This window comes from Virgibacillus doumboii (assembly GCF_902806455.1).
Taxonomy (GTDB): Bacteria; Bacillota; Bacilli; order Bacillales; family Amphibacillaceae; genus Lentibacillus; species Lentibacillus doumboii.
Genome location: NZ_CADCWQ010000001.1, coordinates 2,678,632 through 2,698,963, shown reverse-complemented (window position 1 = coordinate 2,698,963; position 20,332 = coordinate 2,678,632). Strand labels below are relative to the sequence as shown.

Annotated in this window: 24 protein-coding genes, 1 other RNA gene and 1 riboswitch; of the genes, 22 read left to right on the top strand and 3 right to left on the bottom strand. The window is 40.0% G+C overall.

The features are described 5' to 3' along the window. Window positions 1-106: 106 nt before the first annotated feature. Window positions 107-206: riboswitch (SAM riboswitch) on the bottom strand. 144 nt (window positions 207-350) lie between these two features. The 3 genes from G6R02_RS13305 to G6R02_RS13295 are packed head-to-tail and all read left to right on the top strand — an operon-like array spanning window position 351 to window position 1,811. Further along, complete coding sequence (locus G6R02_RS13305; protein ID WP_164669717.1) at window positions 351-962, top strand: 3'-5' exonuclease; 612 nt, start codon at window positions 351-353, stop codon at window positions 960-962. A gap of 18 nt (window positions 963-980) precedes the next feature. Beyond that, window positions 981-1,580: a short chain dehydrogenase gene (locus tag G6R02_RS13300; RefSeq protein ID WP_164669716.1), complete on the top strand. Its 600-nt coding sequence runs from the start codon at window positions 981-983 to the stop codon at window positions 1,578-1,580. A 12-nt stretch (window positions 1,581-1,592) separates the two neighbouring features. Then, window positions 1,593-1,811, top strand: a complete 219-nt coding sequence (locus G6R02_RS13295) for a YdbC family protein (RefSeq protein ID WP_164669715.1) — start codon at window positions 1,593-1,595, stop codon at window positions 1,809-1,811. A gap of 15 nt (window positions 1,812-1,826) precedes the next feature. Here the strand turns inward: G6R02_RS13295 and G6R02_RS13290 are convergent, their stop codons facing one another. Further along, window positions 1,827-2,375, bottom strand: a complete 549-nt coding sequence (locus G6R02_RS13290) for a hypothetical protein (RefSeq protein ID WP_164669714.1) — start codon at window positions 2,373-2,375, stop codon at window positions 1,827-1,829. Window positions 2,376-2,379: 4 nt separating this feature from the next. On the opposite strand from G6R02_RS13290, the gene sppA reads away from it, so the two are divergent. The 17 genes from sppA (at window position 2,380) to G6R02_RS13205 (ending at window position 15,348) form a co-directional block, all read left to right on the top strand. Continuing rightward, window positions 2,380-3,378, top strand: coding sequence for a signal peptide peptidase SppA (sppA, locus tag G6R02_RS13285; protein ID WP_164669713.1), 999 nt, complete (start codon window positions 2,380-2,382; stop codon window positions 3,376-3,378). Window positions 3,379-3,390: 12 nt separating this feature from the next. Beyond that, a complete protein-coding gene (locus tag G6R02_RS13280; RefSeq protein WP_164669712.1) occupies window positions 3,391-3,855 on the top strand; it encodes an RDD family protein in 465 nt (154 codons plus the stop codon). Between the two features lie 55 nt (window positions 3,856-3,910). Beyond that, on the top strand, window positions 3,911-4,399 hold the full coding sequence (locus tag G6R02_RS13275) for a hypothetical protein (protein WP_164669711.1): 489 nt from the start codon (window positions 3,911-3,913) through the stop codon (window positions 4,397-4,399). 184 nt (window positions 4,400-4,583) lie between these two features. Beyond that, window positions 4,584-6,188, top strand: coding sequence for a fatty acyl-CoA synthetase (locus G6R02_RS13270; RefSeq protein ID WP_246202564.1), 1,605 nt, complete (start codon window positions 4,584-4,586; stop codon window positions 6,186-6,188). A 425-nt stretch (window positions 6,189-6,613) separates the two neighbouring features. Then, window positions 6,614-6,754: a small, acid-soluble spore protein L gene (sspL, locus tag G6R02_RS13265; RefSeq protein WP_164669710.1), complete on the top strand. Its 141-nt coding sequence runs from the start codon at window positions 6,614-6,616 to the stop codon at window positions 6,752-6,754. 11 nt (window positions 6,755-6,765) lie between these two features. Continuing rightward, a complete protein-coding gene (locus tag G6R02_RS13260; RefSeq protein ID WP_164670414.1) occupies window positions 6,766-7,014 on the top strand; it encodes a sporulation protein in 249 nt (82 codons plus the stop codon). 64 nt (window positions 7,015-7,078) lie between these two features. Beyond that, window positions 7,079-7,263: non-coding RNA, 6S RNA (ssrS, locus tag G6R02_RS13255), on the top strand. 108 nt (window positions 7,264-7,371) lie between these two features. After that, window positions 7,372-7,935: an RNA polymerase sigma factor gene (locus G6R02_RS13250; protein ID WP_164669709.1), complete on the top strand. Its 564-nt coding sequence runs from the start codon at window positions 7,372-7,374 to the stop codon at window positions 7,933-7,935. Next, window positions 7,928-8,707, top strand: a complete 780-nt coding sequence (locus G6R02_RS13245) for a hypothetical protein (RefSeq protein ID WP_164669708.1) — start codon at window positions 7,928-7,930, stop codon at window positions 8,705-8,707. The genes G6R02_RS13250 and G6R02_RS13245 overlap by 8 nt, the downstream gene beginning before the upstream one ends. Before the next feature lie 120 nt (window positions 8,708-8,827). Continuing rightward, window positions 8,828-9,199, top strand: coding sequence for a VOC family protein (locus G6R02_RS13240; protein ID WP_164669707.1), 372 nt, complete (start codon window positions 8,828-8,830; stop codon window positions 9,197-9,199). A gap of 58 nt (window positions 9,200-9,257) precedes the next feature. After that, window positions 9,258-10,400, top strand: a complete 1,143-nt coding sequence (locus G6R02_RS13235; protein WP_164669706.1) for an AI-2E family transporter — start codon at window positions 9,258-9,260, stop codon at window positions 10,398-10,400. A 269-nt stretch (window positions 10,401-10,669) separates the two neighbouring features. Continuing rightward, window positions 10,670-12,112 (top strand): MDR family MFS transporter, encoded by a 1,443-nt coding sequence (locus tag G6R02_RS13230; protein WP_246202563.1) that lies wholly within the window; start codon window positions 10,670-10,672, stop codon window positions 12,110-12,112. Between the two features lie 130 nt (window positions 12,113-12,242). Next, the gene (locus tag G6R02_RS13225) at window positions 12,243-12,749 is read left to right on the top strand and encodes a GNAT family N-acetyltransferase (RefSeq protein ID WP_246202562.1); all 507 of its coding nucleotides are present in this window, start codon (window positions 12,243-12,245) and stop codon (window positions 12,747-12,749) included. A gap of 67 nt (window positions 12,750-12,816) precedes the next feature. After that, window positions 12,817-13,791, top strand: coding sequence for a phosphotransferase enzyme family protein (locus G6R02_RS13220; RefSeq protein WP_164669705.1), 975 nt, complete (start codon window positions 12,817-12,819; stop codon window positions 13,789-13,791). A gap of 27 nt (window positions 13,792-13,818) precedes the next feature. Continuing rightward, a complete protein-coding gene (locus G6R02_RS13215; protein WP_164669704.1) occupies window positions 13,819-14,187 on the top strand; it encodes a hypothetical protein in 369 nt (122 codons plus the stop codon). 47 nt (window positions 14,188-14,234) lie between these two features. After that, window positions 14,235-14,702, top strand: coding sequence for an NUDIX hydrolase (locus G6R02_RS13210; RefSeq protein WP_164669703.1), 468 nt, complete (start codon window positions 14,235-14,237; stop codon window positions 14,700-14,702). Window positions 14,703-14,823: 121 nt separating this feature from the next. Then, complete coding sequence (locus G6R02_RS13205; RefSeq protein ID WP_164669702.1) at window positions 14,824-15,348, top strand: DinB family protein; 525 nt, start codon at window positions 14,824-14,826, stop codon at window positions 15,346-15,348. An 82-nt stretch (window positions 15,349-15,430) separates the two neighbouring features. Here G6R02_RS13205 and G6R02_RS13200 read toward each other — a convergent pair whose 3' ends face one another. Both G6R02_RS13200 and G6R02_RS13195 read right to left on the bottom strand, forming a co-directional pair. Then, window positions 15,431-16,366 (bottom strand): NADP-dependent oxidoreductase, encoded by a 936-nt coding sequence (locus G6R02_RS13200; protein WP_164669701.1) that lies wholly within the window; start codon window positions 16,364-16,366, stop codon window positions 15,431-15,433. 698 nt (window positions 16,367-17,064) lie between these two features. Next, window positions 17,065-18,165, bottom strand: a complete 1,101-nt coding sequence (locus G6R02_RS13195) for an SDR family oxidoreductase (RefSeq protein WP_164669700.1) — start codon at window positions 18,163-18,165, stop codon at window positions 17,065-17,067. A gap of 128 nt (window positions 18,166-18,293) precedes the next feature. Between G6R02_RS13195 and G6R02_RS13190 the strand changes: the two genes are divergently transcribed. Then, complete coding sequence (locus G6R02_RS13190) at window positions 18,294-19,388, top strand: sensor histidine kinase (protein ID WP_164669699.1); 1,095 nt, start codon at window positions 18,294-18,296, stop codon at window positions 19,386-19,388. Continuing rightward, complete coding sequence (locus G6R02_RS13185; protein ID WP_164669698.1) at window positions 19,385-20,032, top strand: response regulator transcription factor; 648 nt, start codon at window positions 19,385-19,387, stop codon at window positions 20,030-20,032. The genes G6R02_RS13190 and G6R02_RS13185 overlap by 4 nt, the downstream gene beginning before the upstream one ends. Window positions 20,033-20,332: the final 300 nt, after the last annotated feature.

Sequence of the window (20,332 nt, the reverse complement as noted above, 5' to 3'; positions counted from 1 at the left end):
TCCATATTTCTATTGATAATTACATACTGGTTACTGATTAAAAACCAAAAATAAACCCCCATTCTATAAAATAAGAAGAGGGTTTAACATCGTATATTATTCACTCTTCTTATCTTCAAGCTTTACGCTTCTGGAATTAGCACAGTATTAAAAAACCTGTTGCTGAGGTTTCAAAGGGCCAGTCCCTCCACCTCTCTGGATAAGAAAATTACTTTTTTATTAAATTAATGAATACTTTACATGTGAATGAATGGAATGTCAAGAAAAATTTGAAATTCTTTTAGAAGGTGATTCAATGGCTTAATATGTTAATATTTATTTTAAAAGGGGTTTTAAAGGAGGGCGCGCCCATGAATTTCGTATCCATCGATTTTGAAACGGCAAATGAGAAGCGGAACAGCCCATGTGCAATCGGGTTGGTTGTTGCCAATGAGAACGGGATTACCGATGAATTTTACAGTTTAATAAATCCTATGATGCGTTTCAGTTCTTTTAACACGGGGATTCATGGTATCCGTGAGGAGGACGTAGCTGATGTACCGACATTTGCAGAAATTTGGCCGAAACTTAATAGCTATTTGTCTCGTAATATAGTTGTTGCACATAATGCGAGTTTTGATATGAGTGTTATCCGGCATACACTGGACTACTTCAATCTTACATACCCTACTATGGATTACCTTTGCACAGCGAACATTTCCAGACGGGTGTGGCCGGAACTCACAAACCATAAACTGAATACACTTGCGGCACACCATGGGATTACATTTGAACACCACCATGCACTGGAGGATGCACGAGTCGCTGCAAAAATTTTATTAAAGGCTTTTGAGGAATATGAGACGGATGACATGGATATGTTTTTAGAAGGGTGTAATATATCAAAAGGCCGGATTTATGATCGCGGTTATTTTCCACCAAGATCAAAAAGGGCGAAACGCAGTCGAAAGCTATATTTTTAAAATAAGGGGTGTTTTACGATGAGAGTTCTAGTTGTTGGTGCGAGCGGTACAGTTGGAAGTGAGATTGTGAAAGCTTTAGAAAAAGAACATGAGATTATTCGTGCCGGACGAAATGGGGCGGATGTTTCCGTGGATAACACATCCGAAGAGAGCATTAGAAACATGTATGAACAGGTTGGAAAGGTTGATGCTGTCGTCAATGCTGCAGGTGGTGCCAATTTTGCATCGGTTTCTGATTTGACACCGGAACTAAACGAAAAAGGAATCGAAAGTAAATTAAAGGGACAAATAAATTTGGTATTGTTAGGATTGGGCTATGTTAATGATGGTGGTAGTTTCACCTTAACAACCGGCGTAATGATGGATGATCCAATTCCACTGGGTTCTTCTGCTGCAATGGCAAATGGCGGCGTCAAAGCATTTGTAAAAGCCTCTGCAATTGAAATGCCAAGGGGGATCCGGATAAATAGCGTCAGTCCTAATATTGTGCAGGAATCATGGGAAAGGATTGGTCACTTGTTCAAAGGGTTTGATCCGGTCCCGGTTAACCGTGTAGCCCGTGCATATGTTAAAAGTGTGGAAGGTGCACAAACAGGAAAAAATTATGAAGTGTATTAAGGAGAAGATGAAATGGCCGATATAAAATATGAAATTATTGAAACAATCGCAGTGCTTTCCAAATCACCAAAAGGGTGGACGAAAGAACTTAACCTGGTAAGCTGGAACGGGCGTGACCCGAAATATGACTTGCGGGACTGGGCACCGGATAAAGCGAAGATGGGAAAAGGCGTTACATTAACGGAAGAGGACCTGACGAATCTGAAAACTGCTTTGAATGAGTTGGATTGACCCGCGTCAATCCAACTACAGCATGAACAAGGTTATGATTAATAGCGCAATGGTCGCAAACAATGTATGATTCAGTACATTGTGTTTGGACTCGCTGAGCTTATGCACAAGTGACATGACAAAAAGGAAAAGCAACAGGACAAAAAACATGATGAATACATAAAGCAGGCTGCGATTAGCTGTAATCAGCGAATTCAGCGGGCCCATATCTGCGGAAACGATGAAAAGAATAAACGCCAGTAATCCGATACCGAATATAATAAACGGCATTTTTCCCCAAATGGGATGCTCGAGTAAATCAGGCTTCTTTTTCAGCTGAAGATACAGCATCACATAAATCCAGCCTACAATGGCAATGATAAATCCCATAATCATCAGGGATGACGGCGGTGTATCATTAAATTGTTCAACGATATAAAACAAAATTATGATATAAAGCAGTGATATTAGTTGATAGATGGACCATTTAGATAAAATAGTAAATTCCCCCTCATAGTAAAGATATACCACAAAATAATGTATGATAGTAGTAATACATATCAGCATGGATGAAATGGAGGACATGAAATTGAACACGAAACGTTGGATCGCACTTGCTATTGCGGTCGGTTTATTTGTAGTATCAGTTGGATTTCAATTTGTATCAAGTATCGCAACAGCTAATTTTCAGGATATGTTTAAACTTCCTGATGCATCAAAAAAATTTCAGGAAGAGGTTGTTGAGGAAGGTACAGGTAGTAAAATTGCCGTACTGGAACTGGAGGGTGTCATTCAAAATACCTCTGCTGCATCACTCTTAAACACCGGTGCCTATAATCATGAACGATTCCTGGATATGATTGAGACTGCCGGTGAGGACCGGACTGTTGATGGGATTATTTTACGAGTAAATACTCCCGGCGGTGGTGTAGTCGAGAGTGATGAAATTCATGACAAAATTGTTGAAGTAAAAGAAGAATATAATAAGCCTGTTTATGTGTCGATGGGCAATACAGCTGCTTCCGGCGGGTATTATGTATCTGCACCGGCTGACAAGATAGTTGCTCACCCTGCCACATTGACCGGTTCGATAGGCGTTATTATGGAAAGCATCAATTATGCTGAATTCGCCAACAAGCATGGTATTAATTTTAACACGATTAAAAGTGGTGAATTCAAGGATATTATGTCACCGTCACGTAAAATGACTGATGAGGAACGCGAAATTTTACAAACGATGATTGATGATATGTATGCAGATTTTGTGCAGGTGATTGTTGAAGGACGTGACATGTCTGAATCAAAAGTACGTGAACTTGGCGATGGCCGCGTGTACACTGGAGAACAGGCAAAAGAAAATGGTCTTGTGGACGCGTTGGGTTCCATGGAGGACACCATAGCCATGATGGAAGAAGACAATGGCTGGACAAATGCAAAGGTTATTGAATACAAAAATGGCTTCGAATTTAATCAATTCCTGGGCGGAGCAGTTCAAAGCATGTTCGGTGCAAAGAATGATTTGTTCGGACTGACGGAGCTACTTCGTGAATCCAATGGGCCGCGTGCCATGTATCTATATTCTAAATAAGGAGGTGCCGTCATGGACGAAAATCAGGTAGAATACACAACATCGGAAACAGTTGAACGAAACTATGCGGGCTTTTGGATGCGCTTTTGGGCATACTTGGCTGATTTGGTAATCGTGTTTAGTGTTAACGGCATCCTCCTTACACCATTTCGTTTTATCAATGATGGAGGCGGAGTGGATGTCGGGTTCTGGACACTAACCGGTATTGTCAGTGTGATTGTTATTTATTTGTACTTCCTGCTGATGACGAAATACTTTGGCCAGACACTTGGCAAAATGATATTTGGCCTGCGCGTTGTCCGGGAGGATGCAGAACCGCTGAAGTGGAACGATCTTCTTTTTAGAGAAGTTGTCGGACGATTTCTGCATCGCGTGTTTTTTGTTACAGGAGTACTTTATCTTTTTGTTGCGTTTGCCCCGGAAAAGCAGGGCATTCATGACATCATTGGCAACACACGCGTTGTATTTGACAGGTAAAATAAACCCGGGTACATAGCTGCCTGGGTTCATTAATAGAACAAGGGGGATTTAAATGACGCAGGAAGAAGGCTTTTTTATTTTTCTGGCGGGATTCTTTTTGATTTTTATACTGTTTGTATCAGTAGTTGCACTTATTTTTCATATTTTAATGGCAATAGGATTGTTCAAGATCGCGAAACGGGAAGGGAAGGCTGACTTGGCATGGATGGCCTGGATACCGATTGTCAATTTGTTTTTAATTACGCAGCTTGTTGAAAATGATGTACATGAATCAATGCGAGGTAAATTCACCTTAATTTACGGTATAACCATGGCTGGAGCCTTTGTTTTATCATGGTTTATTCCTTTTATCGGCATCATTCCAAATATTTTGTTGATATATGGTTTTTATTTCATTGTCCAACGGTATTCCAGCAATGAAGCACTTCATATGGTATTTGTCATTATTTCTTGTACAATCACAATGCCGATTCAGTTCTTTATCTTCAGAAACAGAGAACCCCGCAATATTGAGGATGACATTGTTTTTAAAAATGAATAATAACCTTAGTGGCGAACAGTAGAAAATACTGTTCGCTTATTTGTGCGTAAAACCCCCGTAATTCGAGTTTTTTTGGCAAAAGAAGACGCTGTTCCATACTTGTCTTTGTCCTTTATCTGAATTAAACTAAAAGAAAGAATATTCAGCACATAAGTCATCGAAAAATCATTTGAGGAGTGGAAAAATGAACACGGAAACAAATGTACATGGTGATCTTAGCAGGATGTTGGAACGGGCACGAAGGAACACACTTGGTGATCTGCTGGCACGAACACGCGACCGGATGCCTGAGAAGTTTGCGGTTGCCTATGATGGACAGCGGTTGAATTATGCGGAACTGGATGACCTGGTTAACCAGACAGCACATGCATTTCTGGAAGATGGGATGAAAAAAGGTGATATGGTAACCGTAATGTCCAAAAACAGTCTGGACTTTGTTGTAGTGAATTTTGCATTGGCCAGGATTGGTGCTGTAATGATTCCGATCAATTACATGCTGTCGGTTGAGGATGTGCAGTATATTGTGGAACATGCGGAGGTCAGCGGTTTTATTGCCTCGGAAGAATTCGCACAGGTGCTGGATCAATCAGCCGGGAGACTGGAAATCAGGCATCGTTATTTAATGGATACACTCGGTACATACGACGGTGATCTTGCTGACTGGGTAACTTTGGCGGCTGTGAGGGAAGATCAGCCAGTTGATTTTGTTGATGCTGATATTGTGGATGATGACCTTGCACATGTGTTGTATACGAGTGGAACGGAATCCCGGCCTAAAGGTGTTATGCTTTCTCATAAAAGTCTAATAAGTGAATATGTCAGCTGTATTGTTGACGGGAAAATGGCAGCAGAGGACGTCGCGGTCCATGCCTTGCCACTTTATCACAGTGCACAGTTACATGTGTTTCTGGGACCAAGTATTTACGTTGGATCGAGCGGAATAATTTTGGGAGCAGCAAGTCCTGAAGTTATTTTAAAAACAATTGAAGAAGAAGGTGCGACACAGCTGTTTGCCCCGCCGACTGTCTGGATTGCACTGTTGAGGCATCCGGAATTTGATGAGCGGGACCTGTCCTCGCTGAAAAAATGCTATTATGGTGCCGCAATCATGCCGCGGGAAATTTTGAAAGAGCTTGCTGAACGGCTGCCGAATGCACAGTTCTGGAATTTTTACGGACAGACGGAGGTCGCTCCACTTGCAACAGCACTACAGCCTGGGGATCAATTGCGGAAACTGGGGTCAGCTGGGGTGCCGACTTTGAACGTACAAACGAAAATAGTCGATGATGATAATAATGAAGTTGCACGTGGCGAAGTTGGTGAGATTGTTCACCGTACACCACATACAATGAAGGGTTATTTGCATGATCCGGAGAAGACGGCAGAAGTTTTTTCCGGCGGCTGGTTCCATAGTGGGGACCTGGGTGTAATGGACGAGGAAGGCTATATAACAATTATTGACCGCAAAAAGGATATGATTAATACAGGCGGTGTGAATGTTTCAAGTCGTGAGGTTGAAGAAACGATTTATCAGATGGATGGTGTATCGGAAGTTGCCATAATCGGTATCCCTGATGCGTACTGGATTGAAGCGGTGACAGCAATCATTGTGCCAAAAGAAGGTGCAAGTCTGAAAAGTGAAGCTGTCATGGAATTTTGTGAAGACAGGCTTTCCAAGTTCAAAGTTCCAAAGTACGTAGATTTTACCAATCAACTGCCAAAAAATCCAAGCGGGAAAGTGCTGAAGCGTTCGTTAAGGGATCAGTATGAAGGGCTTGGAGAGAAATAGCAGGTTGGAAAATGGTGTCCTGACAGCAGGGCATCGTTTTTTTGTGCAGATTAAACTGCACCAGCTCTTCAATACATAATTCAATTTAGTTTACGGAAGCCCTTCAAGCGGACATATTTTCCGTTAATAGTGACAAAGGCAGTGTTTTTATGATGTTCGCAGACATCTATTCCGTTATTCATCATAAATCGTAGTGATTCTGTGTAATTTTAGTTGAATAACGGAACATTTGTCCAGATAAACAACAAATTAAGGGTTATTTCTGAAAATAAAGGAAAATATGTCCGTCAAATGCAGCTGCCTATTTACCCTCATCAATCATGGGATAGTAGTGCGTGTTATCTAGTTTTCCAATATGGTATGGGCTTTTTTTAGCATAATCGAGTTCATTTTCAGAAACACTAGAAAATGGAGGTGTTAAGAAAATGAGTGAAAAAAATGATAACTGGAGTAAACGCAGAGTTAACTCGAGTGTTAACCCGCAAGGACAATCAGAGGATATGGCAGACCAGCTGCCAAAGTCAAAGCCTGAACACCGGGCGAAAAAGAAAAACACAAGAATTTAAGGGTGATCATCATCGACGATACATTAAAATATTTGCGTGAATCATTGGCTAATTACAGTGAGCATGAGCTTTGTCAGCAAATTAATCAAAAGCTGGAATCTGCGGACTATGATAGCGAGGGTGATTTTGTAAAAACTCTGGACGACAGAGAAATGGCATATTTAAATGATGTACTTGAACGGGAAATTAACTATGCCAAAAATGTTCAGAACGATATACGTGTCAGCGAATTAAACGAAGTCTATGAGTTATTATTTTGAAAGCGTTTGCAGAATAGGTTAATTTTCCCATTGATTTTACGTTAAAAAAGGTATATTATATATTCATAAGCTGCAATGTTCGTATTAAAATAAGTTTTAACCTCTAACATATGTATAGGGAGTTTTACATCGAAGCTCTAATGTCGTGCCTCCGTAGTGTGGAAGACAGGAAGGTTTCTGCAAACACCCACTTTGCGAAGTGGTGGTTTAAAACTTTTTATATGACAATACGGCAATTGTGGCTGATACATAGCTGATTATGAACCAGTTTCCTGAGGGAGCTGGTTTTTTTGTATGTAACTTTTTCTAAGTACATTACGTTTCACATACACAGAGAGTTCAAGGGGGGAGAAAAGATTGGAAGATTTAATTGATGCTTGTAAGACAGGAGATATAGTTGCATATGGGAAATTAATTGATCACTACAGTTCAACAGTGGAACGGTTTGCTTTCCAAATTGGTGTTCCATTTCAGGACGTTCCGGATGTTTCCCAGGAAGTTTTCATACGAATATATCGACATTTAGACCGATTTGATGGAAAGTCATCATTTTCCTCCTGGCTTTATAAAATCACATTGAATAGTGCCCGTGACTACCATAGAAAGCACTCAAGCTTGCTTAAGAAGTTTAATCGTTTAAAAAATGAAAAATCAAGACTTTCCCATTCCACTGAAAATAGTTTGAAGCAAGTGTTAAAGGATGAAGAAGATCAATTTCTTCATATGTGTATCAATCAATTGAATGAAAAATACAGGATTCCGATTGTGTTGCATTACTTCCATGATATGAAATATGAGCAGATTTCAGAAATTATTGGGGTTAAACTGTCGACTGTTAAGGTAAGAGTGATGCGCGGCAAAAAACTGCTTGCTGAGAACTTGGAATCGGGAGAAAGGGAAGGAGGATTTTTAAATGGATAATAACAATTTTGATTCCAAACTGAACAAGTTGCGAAACTCAATGGATAATATGCCTTCCAGAACAGATAAATCAGCTATTTTGCAAAAAATCGAGCGGAAAAAGAATAAAAGGTCCAGGATTATGGTGTTTGGTGGCAGTGTTGCAAGCTTAATGATTATTACATTGCTGGTGCTATCGTCACTGGGGAGTGTTAACTTAAACATATTTGGAAGTGACCTCGATAGTGGGGAAGGGCCTCTTAAGCTAACAGACGCAAAGGTTGAAATACATTCCGATGAAGATAGAACAGGGGCAACAATCATACAAGAAGGTGAAATGAAAGGTGAAAGAATTGTACCAACAGTACTGGAATATCAATTTTCTATAAAAAATACAGGAGATAAAAAACTCGGAACGATTAAGTGGGCAGATGAAGAGGATAAAAACGATTTTAACCATGAGAATGGACTGCAATTTAAAATTGAACCGAATAATCAATTGAAATCCATTTTAGAAGAAGCAATGGGATATAATTTGTTAAATAAAGACAACCGGCCAAAAGCCGGATTGGGTTATGGGTTTAGTGGACTTCCAAGGTTGGAGGCCGGTCAGGAAGGGGATTATTGGATGACTTTCACATTGGGTGCTACCAAAGAAAATCCGCAAGTACCACTAGCCCCTTCTGAAGAAAAACTCAATGAACTTTTAGATGCTGCACCTAACGCGGAACTAGTTGTAACTGTAAAAGATGAGGAGATTGCACGGTTTAAATTGAATGATTATATAAAGTGAAACGGGGATGCTCGCCATCTCCGTTTTTTCCCTATAAGCAAAACTTTACATAACCGATACATAATTAGTATTATTCACATTCGGCATTTAAAGGTAATATGAAAGAAAGGAGTGAATGATATGTCTTTTCATTATGAAGTGATTGATCATGTACAATTGGCAGCACCTATTGGCGGAGAGATTGACGCTCGGGTATTTTATCAGGAACTTTTGGGTTTCAAAGAAGTTGAAAAGCCTGAGCAGCTGAAAATAAATGGCGGAGTATGGTTCCAGGCAGGGAATGTCCATATACATATTGGTGTGGAAGATCCGTTTGTACCTGCCAAAAAAGCTCATCCGGCTATTCATGTAAAAAATATTGAAGCGATGAAGGCGTATTTGAATGGGAAAGGTGTGGCATTTAAGGTGGATGACAAACTTCCTGGCGCAAATCGGTTCTATGTAACGGATCCGTTCGGGAATCGCCTGGAATTCCTGGAATGGAAAAATTAGCGGATTATGGAATTTTTCCTCAATTTCATCTATAATTTGAGTATTGAGGAGGGCCATTATGAAAACACCTAGTCGATTTATGAAGTTCGTTGGCGGAAGGGATTTATTTTATGGGTTGATTTTGTTGATGCTTATCGGTATTACGATACTTATTTATACCAAAGTATCATTCATATTTCACCCGATAATTGTTATCTTTTCAACGATTGTTCCGCCGGTTATTCTGGCTTTTATTGCGTACTATTTATTAAATCCGATTGTCGATCTATTGGAACGGATACATATTAAACGAATATGGGGTGTTGTCATTCTTATTCTTGGCATAAGTGGGCTGCTTACTGGACTCATTCTGCTTTTTGCACCGGCAATTGAAACCCAGATAAAGAGCTTGGCGGCCAATTTCCCCGACTACATACAGCAAATGGGAGACGGGATTAAGAACTGGATCCAGAGCTCCTTTTTAGCACCTTATTATGATCAGGGATACCAGTGGCTGACATCGAATCTGAGCGGGATTACGAGCAGGATTGGTGAATATCTGGGAGGAGCTGTACAAGGTGTGCAAAACGTTGCCAGCGCAGTTACCAATGTTGTCGTTGCGCTTATCACATTTCCGTTTATTTTATTTTTCCTGCTAAAAGATGGGGATCGATTTAAACGTTTTTGTGTTAAATTGCTGCCACCAAAATACAGAGATGATGCCAATCATATTTTGCACAACATGGATGTTCAGGTTGGTTCATATATTCAGGGGCAGATCATTGTTGCCTCATGTATTGGCCTGCTGTTGTATATCGGTTATTTAATAATTGGGCTGGATTATGCGATAACACTGGCGATAATCGCTGCAATCACAAGTGTTGTCCCATACCTTGGACCGATGATTGCCATATCGCCGGCTATTATCATCGCACTTGTAGCTTCACCTTTCATGTTTTTAAAGCTGGCGGTCGTCTGGGCGGCTGTGCAATTTCTGGAAGGCAACTTTATCTCACCTAATGTCATGGGCAAAACAATGCAAGTTCATCCGCTTACGATTATTATCGTATTATTGGTGGCGGGGAACCTGTTTGGCGTTGTTGGTGTAATCCTCGGTATCCCGGGATATGCTATATTGAAAGTGATTGTTGTGTATGTTTATAGCAAGTTTAAGCAACGATACAATCGATTTTATGGTGAAGAATATGGCAGTTATGAATAAGATTGGGAGCACCTGAATTGGGTGCTTCTTTTTTGGCAGTTAAGAAAGTATAAAATACTTTCTTGCTGCATAAGCGCAACTAAGGCTGTCACCCAAAGGCTTGGTAACAGCCAAGTTTTCTAATGATTTAAATGTGGAGTCCGTTAAACGGATGGGTTCGTCACGTAAGGTGATACCTATTATTATTCGCAGGCGATTGACCTAGTCGAGTATGTTCCATATAATTCAATACATATGAAAAATACGGCAACTGAGAAGGAGATGGGATTGTGACAAATAGTCATCAGGAATATATCCAACAGTTAAATAAGTTTCCAATCGTTGCTGTATTGCTATCAGGTGCGTTTTTGGCAATTTTGAACCAAACATTGCTGGCTACGGCTATTCCGCCAATTATGGATGATTTTGGTCTAACCGAAAGTACTGCACAATGGCTGACGACAATTTTTATGCTGGTGAACGGGATTATGATTCCTGTCACAGCTTTTTTAATCGAAACGTTTACCGCAAGAAAACTGCTGCTGACAGCGATGTCCACTTTTGCTGCCGGTACATTGATCTGCGGGCTTGCTCCAAACTTCCTTATCTTAATGGTCGGGAGAGTCGTTCAGGCATCAGGTGCGGGGATTATGCTGCCGTTAATGATGACTATTTTTCTATTAATCTTTCCCATCGAAAAACGTGGTACTGCGATGGGAACAGTAGGATTGGTTATTTCATTTGCTCCGGCAATCGGACCGACACTTTCGGGCTGGATTGTTGAACAGTATCCATGGCGGGTGATGTTTTTCGTTATTTTGCCGTTAGCCATTATTGATATTATTTTTGCGTATTTTGTTATGAAAAATGTGACAGAGCAGACGTATCCAAAGGTTGATATCCTATCGATTATTTTATCAACATTCGGGTTCGGAGGATTGTTGTTCGGGTTCAGCAGTGCTGGAAACAGTGGCTGGGCAAGCCCGGTCGTAATTGTCTCGCTTCTTATTGGAGTGATTGCGCTAATCACATTTATATTGCGTCAATTAAAGCTGAAACAGCCTATTTTGGAGTTTCGCGTGTTTAAATACAGGAGATTTACGATAGCGACTGTTATCGGCATGATTGTATTTATGGCACTGATTGGTGCCGAAACTATGTTGCCAATATATATGCAAAACATGGCCGGATTCAGTGCGCTTGAGTCTGGGATAATGATTATGCCGGGGGCGCTGCTGATGGGTTTCATGTCGCCTGTTACCGGAAGAATTTTTGATAAAGTGGGTGCCAGATGGCTGTCAATTACTGGACTCTCCATTGTAACAGTCACAACGTTTATGTTTACCGGCCTGTCAACGGAAACATCGCTACAGTACCTTACAGTAGTTTTTGCAATTCGAATGTTGGGGATATCGATGGTGATGATGCCTGTTACGACAGCTGGCCTCAACCAATTGCCGAATCGCTTAATACCGCACGGAACAGCGATGAACAATACAATGCGACAGGTTGCAGCATCAATTGGCACGGCCATATTGGTTACGATAATGACTGCCGCAGCGCTTGATTCGAGTGCTGACGCCAAACCGTATGAGATGATTCACGGAGTAAATATCGCTTTTTATGTTGCGACAGGACTGTCAGCGATTGGACTTGTTCTTTCTTTTTATATGAAAGGCACAAAACCGGCAGAGGACCATAAATCCGCTGAACTTGCTGAAAAAAATCGCTAATAAATGACTGCTGTGCCGGTTGGTATGGCAGTTTTAATATTTAATATCATGATATTAATGGGATCTTTCATATGATAATACATGGAACTGTATGTGAGCTATGTTGACCTGATAAAAAGTACAGAAGGGAGTGGTAAATATCGATATCCGGATCCTTGTTCCGGAAGATGCAGAAGCATACCGAAAGTTAAGATTGGAAGCACTTTTAAATAGCCCCGAAGCATTCAATTCAAGTTATGAAGAGGTACAAAGAAACTCGGTGAACGCCTATAAGGTCAGGTTTCAATCAGAGAATTCGTATAGTTTCGGTGCGTTTGAGGATGATGTGCTGATCGGTGTCGTTACACTTGTGCGGGAGACGAAATTGAAAACTGATCATATAACTACTATTTTTGCTGTGTATGTTACCCCATATAAACGTGGCAGAGGAGTCGGCAAACAATTATTGCAGACAGCTGTCAATCATGCAATGTCACTTAATGGTGTTGAGCAGGTAAAAATATCTGTTGTGGCAAAAAAAGATACAGCAAAAAGTCTCTATTATGCCATGGGATTTGTCCCGTATGGTACACATAAACGAGCGGTGAAACTGGGAGATATCTATTATGATGAGGAACAGATGATAATGTTTTTGTGACAGGAAGGTTTTTATCAAATCGTGTAGAATGATAAAGTAGGATGTATTTTTTTGGAGGAATTGGATTTTGAATATAGAGATACAGCATTCATTAATTAGTAATGATTCCATTATGGATATATTGAACGAGTATGAAATAGATGTTATTCAATGCAATCTTCTGGCCAGGGGATTGAATGATTCATACATGATTCGGACAGAAAAAGAATCTTTTATTTTCAGGGTATATCGGTCCGGATGGAGAACGAAGGAAGCTATTCTGTTTGAATTGGATGCAATCAATCAACTGCATACAAAGGATTTTAAGGCTTCTTTTCCAATCAAAAAGAAAAATGGTGAATGGTTATGCGAAATGGAGGCACCTGAGGGATTGCGTTACGGGGTGCTTTTTTCGTATGCAGTAGGGGAGCGGCCGCAAATTAATGTGGAAAACTCCAGGGTGATTGGGGCGACACTTGGGAAGTTGCACGAACTGACCAATCACGTTAGGAGTAACTATGAGCGAGGATTTGGTCTGGATACCGACCATTTACTTGACGAACCGGCTGCTGTTATTTTCCCGGTGATTAATCGGTATCTTGATCAAGAAGCGGGTAAGACGTTGGAAGTTGTTGTGGAAAATGTTAAGGCGGATTTAGCGGAACTGGATCTTGAAACGGGGTTTTGCCATGGTGATTTTCACAACCACAACATGCATATACATGACGGTGAAATAGAGATGTTTGACTTTGACTGCTGTGCGATTGGGTTCCGGGCTTATGACATTGCGGTTTCGTGGTGGAACCTGAAAAATAATTATAAAAACCTTGAGGCGGAATGCTGGGATGCCTTTTTGGAAGGTTATTTGGATGAGCGGGAGCTTGCGACTGATGATTTCAAAAGCTTGCCACTATTCATTACTGCCAGAAGAATTCGGCTGATGGGCACGATGCTCGCAAATGAAGATGTATGGGGCACAAACTGGATCAACGCGCGGACCCTGGAGCTTTTTATATGGCAGTTAAAGACGGACAGGCTTGGGGATGAGGAGTTTTATGAATGAGATGTATTTATTGGGTTGTGATTGGTCATGATCATTAAGAAATTTTTATTAGAAATTATATTATTGGTCTTGTTAACAATCATGCTTATTGCGGATTATTTTCCTGAATTGCCTACTTCGGATTGGTTTCCCGTCAGTGCCTTGTTGTGGTTAATGCTGGCAATGTTTTTGATTAGTTTTGTCGTTAAGGATAAAGCGCCGGATAGGTTGAACAAAGTAAAGTGGCGCTTGTCTTTGCTATTATATATGATTGTTTTGTTGGCATTGTTAACCTTATTGGGCGGTCATTCATCTGTAGGGATTTCGTTCGACAATAGTTTTCTGTGGATTGTGATATTTGCGGGACTGCTGGAAGTGTATTTGGAATGGAAAAAGGTGAAGCGTTCTAAGGAATAAGATTGCTGCGATATATAATATAAAGCGGGCTTAAAAGGAGTCTGGTTATGGGATACATAGAAGAATTAAGGGAAGTAGTTGGTCATAGGCCTTTAATATTTGTAGGTTCTGTTACAATTATTATTGATGAATTGGGGCGGCTGTTATTGCAGCAACGAAAGTTTCCGAATGGTACCTGGGGAATTACCGGTGGACTAATGGAATTAGGGGAATCAACAGCGGATGTAGCCAGACGGGAAGTTTATGAAGAAACTGGTCTGAAGGTTGATAAACTGAACTTAATAAACATATATTCAGGACCGCAACATTACATCAAAGCCGAAAACGGTGATGAATTTTATGTCGTTACAGTTGCTTATTTTTCGGAGGGTTACGAAGGAGAATTAAACATAGATAAATCTGAGTCTATAAAATTTGAATTCTTTTATCCCAGCGAGTTACCGGAGAATATTGTTAATAGTCACAGAGCCATATTGGATGAATTTTTAACCAAACATTATTCCATAACTAAGTGACAGGTATTTAGGAGTTGAGTCAAAAGTTTTTCCTTTTAAGTATGTTCAACTAAATTATCAGTCTTTAATTTTTCCAATTTGCTGGTAGTCTTGACTATAGCATTGAATTGGAGGTAGATTGATGATTGATTATAGAATAAGATCAAGAGATAGCTTTACTGACAAGATTGGGGAACTTGTTTCTATGCTTGAACATACCAGAGACGTTACACTAAGTGAAATCTCGAATTTAAGTCAACGTGAATTGGATTATTTACCTGACGATAGCTCAAATTCAATTGGTGCTCTGTTATCACATATCGCGTCTATTGAGTTTGTTCATCAGGTCATCTCGTTTGAACAAAGAGATTTAACTGGAAATGAACTTTCAAAGTGGGGGACGGCTTTGGAACTCGGAGACAATGCAAGAGAAGTAATTAAAGAACAGTCTCTCGAGTATTATTTAGATGAGTTAACCCAAGTTAGGGAAAGAACGTTAGCATTACTGAAATCGAAGAAAGATAGCTGGTTGTTTGAGGAAAATGAATGGGATAATGGTGTTTCTTATAATAATTACTATTTATGGTTTCACGTGATGGAGGATGAAATCAACCATCGTGGTCAGATTAGAGTAATTAAGCGACTGTTGAAAGCAGAAAGGAATTGAATAGTTAAGTATCATAAAAATAAAAGTAAATGAAAACGCATGGATTAGTTGAAATCCATGCGTTTTAAGTACTGATTGATTATTATTTAATATTAATCACTATTTTCCCCTTAGCATGATGTGTTTCACTTAACTTATGGGCTTCCCGGATGCCTTCTTCGGTCAGGGGAAAGCTTTCACCAATGTGTGCCTTCACTTCTCCTTTTTCCATCAGCTCACCAAGCTTGGCCAATGGTTTGCCGTCGGGTTCCAGCCATACAAATCCTGCTTTGATACGTTTGGATTCTGCGATTTTTTCATCGGGTGGCTGCGCTATCGAGACTAATTTTCCGCCTTCTTTTAAAACGTTAAAGCATTTTTCCTGGATTGCACCGCCCATAGTGTCCAAGACAATATCGTAACCGTCCAGCACTTCCTCAAAGTCTTCTGTCTGATAATTGATGAATTGATCGGCACCCAACTCCCGCACGAACGCTTTATTTTTCCTGCTTGCGGTTGAGGCAACGTATGCACTGAAGCTTTTGGCAATTTGGATGGCAATGCTTCCAACCCCGCCCGAACCGGCATGTATTAGGACTTTATCTCCTTCTTTAATTTCGGAAAAGTCGACAAGGCATTGCCATGCAGTCAGTCCGGCGAGTGGTGCTGCTGCAGCTTCTTCAAAGGATATGTTTACGGGAATTTTTGCGACCAGATTTTTATCGACAGCAGTATATTCAGCGTACATTCCTTTCTCTGTGGTACCGGGTCTGGCAAACACTCTGTCACCAACGGAAAAGTCCGCAACACTATGTCCAACCTCAGCAACGAATCCGGCCGCGTCCCAGTCAAGTATAATCGGAAATTCGAATGGAAGTCTTTCCTGTAAATAGCCTTCACGCAGTTTCCAGTCGATTGGATTGATTGACGTTGCATGCAGTTCCACTAATATCTGATTATCCGCAATAATTGGTTTAGGTACCTCTTCTTCTACAAGCTGATCAGAGGAACCGTATTTATGTATAACAACAGCCTTCATCATAAACCCTCTTTCAAAGATTACTTACAATTTAAGTTTCCCGATTCAAGTAAAATAAATCATGCTTATGATTAGACCATTCCATAAAAGGTAATATAAATTGTGAAGAATTGAATAATGAAATTTAATTCCTATCACCCATTGAATTTCATGCTTGTTTTGCGAAATACTGTAGAGGAGTCAGTGAAAGGGTATGATTAATGGACTGAAAAGTGAAAATATGATACAATTTAATCACGACAAAAGAAGTATTTTTGGAACAATTACTAAAGGTGTTTTAGAGCTTAAGAACTAGTTGAAAAAAAGTTTTAAGTATTTTCACAGAAAGAGAATAAATTGAAGATGAAATAAATACTATTAAATTGGTTGTTTTTTTTCAAGTGCGTAAAATGAGCCGCAAGCGGCAACTTGCGACTCAGACAGTTATCCGCAAGGGACGGCGACTCCGTATCGGGTCCGAAAAAAAGTAATTATCCCAGGTTTACGAAGACGGCAGGGTGATTACTTTTTTTCATGGCTGCTAACAATCAACGCTACGAGTGTTCCAAACATCAACATCAACTCGAGAGTCTTGTCAATTTCTATCACTCGCTCACCCTGCATAACGTGTCCATTATAGTATACAACAAAATCAGATATTTTAGTGGTAATTTTTAGGAAATGGTAAAAAATTCTCATAAGTCTGTAAATTATTTTATTTAACGTATATAAATATGCCTACTTTTGTCATGCTTGTATTTCCGATAGAAATCAATCATCGGATTAATCGTGTCTTTCAGGTCCGGACAACTGATTCCTGATTCTTGTAAATCGTTGACAGCAACCGAGCAATCATACGATGAATCAATTACGAAATAATCCATCGCTTCCTGTTCAACCTGCAGCCATCTGCGTATTGGGGCGGCGGATAACATTCCGTTCATCCATGACCACGGTATTGTTCCCTGTGGTGTCCTGCCCAGATAGGCTTCACTGAGCATTTTGGTCAATTCACCCATTGTATATGGGTTCGGATCTGTTAAATGATATGTTTTCCCTTCTCCGACAGGATCAATTGCAAGATAACTCGTTGCTTTCAGAACATAATCAGACGGCACAAAATTCCCTTCAGGTTTTCCTTCTCCGATAAATGGAATGAGTGGCAGAAAACTCAGATGATCAAGCATATTCAGCATAAAATAGAGCCCGTCAAATTTCATCGTTACTCCAGTTTCTGAATGCCCTTTTACAACTCCGGGTCTGATGATGGTCGTGGGTATTGATTTTTTGAGTTCCTCGACCAATACCTCTGCATGATATTTTGTTTCCTCGTAGTGATTTTTAAACGACTGTCCTTCAACCAACTCACTCTCATAAATTTTACCTTCCCGTTTTCCGGCTACATATGCCGTACTGAAATAAATGTATCGTTCCAGGTTGCCCAATGTTTTCACCCAATTATTCACGTTTGCAGTTCCATTGACATTGACACGAAAAGCAATATCTTGTGGAACGGCCAGATCGTATATCGCTGCTAAATGAAAGACATGTGTTACTGATTCCTGCAATACACGGTTTATGTCTGCATCAATCGCCAGTGTCGGCTCGGTAATGTCTCCTTCTACAATGGTGAATAAATCATGGTCAATCTTTGTGCTTTCTGTGAGGTGTTCCAGTTGTTTGGATGCTTTGTCTTTGAGGGATGGTAATACTAAAAGATAGATGTGTTCCGCTTCTTCCCGATGATCATCAAGTAGTTGCCGGATTAAACTTGAGGCAAGAAAACCGGGATAACCAGTGAGAAAATACGTATGCTTCATCGAATCGCCCCTTTTATCGTTTACTTTAAGTATAATATATTGGACTTAATTAAAGTAGAGAAACCTATTTATTATTTCAAAAATTATGAATTTCTGCTAATCTTTTTAACAAGGCAGGTGATTGTCGGGTGAAGATTTTCTGGTTACGGCTGCTCACATTTTGCGGACTTTGGGCATTAATGATCATCGGATACAGTGAAAATCAAGCTATCAGTCTAATAGTTGCAGCAGTGGTACTAAGCTTGTATTTCTTTATTTCTATACGAAGAGAGTTATTTCCTCTTTATCTTGCTTTATCAGTTATTATTTTTACTCATGGAATACTGATGACTGATGAACTTACATATACTTTTTTGTTATTGCTGTTTTTATCAATGGTTTCGGCATACCGTCAAAAAGAAACATATTTTAAGCTGTATCTTCTGTTCAATTTGGCTTTAACACTGGTTATTTCTTTTATTTTTACCAATAGAATCATTGAGATGACTGTTCTGTGCTGTTTCTTTTATTTTCTGATCATCGTGCACAATCGAATAACATTGGAAAAGAATGATCTGAATGAGATGTATGAACAAGTTCTCGGCGAGTATCGAAAGCTGAAGCGTATGAATCTTGTTGCACGTAAAGAAGCACGACTTGAGGAGCGGACAAAAATAGCGCGGGATATTCATGATTCGGTTGGTCACCGTCTGACTGCCTTAATTATGAAACTGGAAATGCTTGCGATACAAAATGATACGTCGGAATATAGAGGGTTAAAACAAATGGCTCAGGAAAGCCTTGATGAAACACGTCAGGCGGTAAAAGCACTAAAAAGTGAGGAACATGAGGGTCTTGCGACAGTTGTCCATTTAATTCGTAAATTGGAAGCGGAAAGCAATATTTTTGTTCAGTTCACGGTAAAACAAGGGATTCTGTCGGTTCCACTCTCGAATGAAAAAAGTGTTACATTATACCGGGTTATCCAGGAAGCGCTGACTAACGCAATGCGTCACGCACAGTCACGGGAAGTGCAAATTATCCTGGGGAAATCGGCTACAGGTGCTGTTTCGTTTGAAATTATTAATAAAGTTCATGATACAAGGCCATTAGAATTTGGGTTTGGACTGTCAAACATGCAGGAACGGCTTGAAGAGGTTAAAGGAACATTAAACGTTTATCAGACAGAGGAGAATTTTGTTGTTATGGGTACAATTCCTGCTGAGGAGGAGGAAAATAAATGATACGTGTGTTGCTGGTTGAAGACCAGGCTATTGTCCGACAAGGGTTAAAGGTAATATTAGAGCAGGATGAGAATATTACCGTGACTCATGAGGCTGACAATGGTCAGCATGCATTGGATATTTTGGAGCGGCATATGGTTGATTTTGTCATGATGGATGTAAGGATGCCAGTAATGAATGGCATTGAAGCAACCAGAGAAATTAAAAAACGCTGGCCCGATGTAAAAATACTGGTTCTGACAACGTTTAACGATGACGAATATGCTGTCCAGACACTGAAAGATGGGGCAAATGGCTTTTTACTGAAGACTTCCGAATCAGCTAAATTGATAGAGGCAGTTCACAGCTGCATGAACGGCGGACTGACAATTCATGATGAAGTGGCGGCAAAAGTGATGCCACGATTGCTGGATCGCTCGTCGAGTAAGGCAACTGTTGATATTGATTTGTCACAAAGGGAGATAACAATCACACGGCTGGTTGGTGAAGGGAAAACAAACAAGGAAATTTCAAAGGAGCTTTATTTATCAATCGGTACCGTGAAAAATAACATCACACAAATTTTGCAAAAAACCGGTCTGCGCGATCGGACACAACTGGCAATTTGGGCAGTGAAACATGATGTAGGTATGAATCAGGATTGAGTTTTCCCTTATAGGATGTGGATTTGAAATAATGTAGCGATCTATTAGTCCTTTGGATTTCGAATTGTCTGAAGTAAGGTGAAAATAAAGTGATTATTCCATTAACGGGCCATATTGTTGAATAACAGTTGGTTGTTAATTAGGGTATTTATATTTGAAATAATGAAGATATGTTTTAAAGTTATAGGATGATACAAAGGGGAGTTAAGTTGACTGTTTACAAAATATTTTATCAAGGAAATTCTTGACACGACACTTAAAGGTGTCGTATTATTAAAACCAAATAGGACACCTACAAGT